This is a genomic window from Caldimonas mangrovi (assembly GCF_023721835.1).
GTDB lineage: Bacteria > Pseudomonadota > Gammaproteobacteria > Burkholderiales > Burkholderiaceae_C > Caldimonas > Caldimonas mangrovi.
Genome location: NZ_JAMKFE010000041.1, coordinates 1 through 1,674, shown reverse-complemented (window position 1 = coordinate 1,674; position 1,674 = coordinate 1). Strand labels below are relative to the sequence as shown.

2 protein-coding genes are annotated in these 1,674 nt (G+C 65.9%); both read right to left on the bottom strand.

The window, feature by feature from the left end:
* The coding region (locus M8A51_RS26135; RefSeq protein ID WP_280926208.1) for a methyl-accepting chemotaxis protein at positions 1-1,113 on the bottom strand (1,113 nt) is incomplete at its 3' end.
* A 40-nt stretch (positions 1,114-1,153) separates the two neighbouring features.
* On the bottom strand, positions 1,154-1,674 hold a 521-nt coding region (locus tag M8A51_RS26130), incomplete at its 5' end, for a methyl-accepting chemotaxis protein (RefSeq protein ID WP_251781555.1).

Genomic DNA, 1,674 nt, shown 5'->3' with positions numbered 1-1,674 from the left:
GAGCGCGAGGATGTTGGTCTGGAAGGCGATGCCGTCGATGACGCCGATGATGTCGGCGATCTTCTTGGAGGAGGTGTTGATCTCGTCCATGGTGGCGACCACCTGGGAGACGACCTGGCCGCCGCGCAAGGCGACCGACGAGGCCGACGAGGCGAGCTGGTTGGCCTGGGCGGCGGCGTCGGCGGACTGCTTGACGGTGCTGGTGAGCTGCTCCATGGAGGAGGCGGTCTGCTGCAGGCTGGAGGCCGCCTCTTCAGTGCGGGCCGACAGATCGAGGTTGCCGCTGGCGATCTCGGTCGATGCCGTGGAAATGCCGTCGGTGGCCGCCTGAATCTGAGAGACCGTACGATGCAACTGACCCTGCATGACGTGCAGCGCCTGCAGCAACCGGCCGACCTCGTCGCTGCGGTCGACCGAGATCGATTGTGTCAGGTCGCCTTTGGCAATGGACTCGGATGCGGCGACGGCTCGCTCCAGGGGGCGCGTGACGGACCGGCCGATGATCACCGACAGGGCCGCTCCGGCGCCCAGCGCTGCAGCAGCCAGCATGCCGATCAACCAGATCGACCACGAGATGTGCTCCGTCGCAATCTGGCGGGCCTGCTCGCTCAGCTCGTGCTGGTACGTTGCATAGTTGTCGATGCTTTCGAGATAGATCAACGAGGCGGGGACCAGTTGCGCATCCATCTCGGATGAGGCGGCGAGCATGTCGCCGGCCTTGACGAGGCCGAAGACCTTGTCTCGCGCATCGAGATAGGCTTGCCGACGCTCACCCACGGCTTCCAGCAGTTCGGCGGCCCGGGGGTCGCTCGTGGATCCCTTGACCTGCTTCTGGATTTCCGTGATCCCCTGGCTGGTCTGCTTGATCAGCGGCTGCATGTAGTCGCTCAGAGACTGCAGGCCGCCCGATTTCGCAATCGCCAGAGTGCGGGTGAGGTTGACGCTGGTCTCGCCGCGCCAGCGCACAGCAAGCTCGGCCAGGTGATCATGTTCGACAACCTCGTTCTGGAGCACGCGGATTTCCCGCAGCTGGATCAGACCGATCGCCGTGACGGTGGCCAGTATGGCCAGGATCGTACCGAAGGCGACCGAGAGCCGGGTGCCCAGCTTCATGTTGGAAAGTTTCACGACGTGCTCCGGTGTAGCGTTCAGATCAAAAGGTGGTCCAGTCGTCGTCCTGGCGCGAAACGGGTGCCGCTTCTGAGCGGGCGACGACCGGTGCGGCAGCTGCTGCGATCGGCTTGCGCGTCGGCAGTGGCGCCGGCATGTCGCGTGGTGCCGCCGCCGGCATGCTGCTCTCGCGCGCGCGCTCGATGACCTGACGCGCCACGGCACCGACGCCCTGTTTGAGCTTGAACGCGCTGACGACGTCGGCGAGCCTGTAGGCCTGCTCCTTGAGGCTTTCGGCGGCGGCGGCGGACTCCTCGACGAGTGCGGCGTTCTGCTGCGTCATCTGGTCGAGCTGGATGACGGCGGTGTTGACCTGGCCGATGCCGGAGCTCTGCTCGGCGGTGGCGGCGGTGATCTCGCCGATGATGTCGGACACGCGCTGCACGGAGGCGACGATCTCGGTCATGGTGGAGCCGGCGTTCTGCACCAGCTTGGCGCCGGACTCGACCTTCTCGACGGAGGCGCCGATGAGGGTCTTGATTTCCTTGGCGGCCTGGGCCGAGC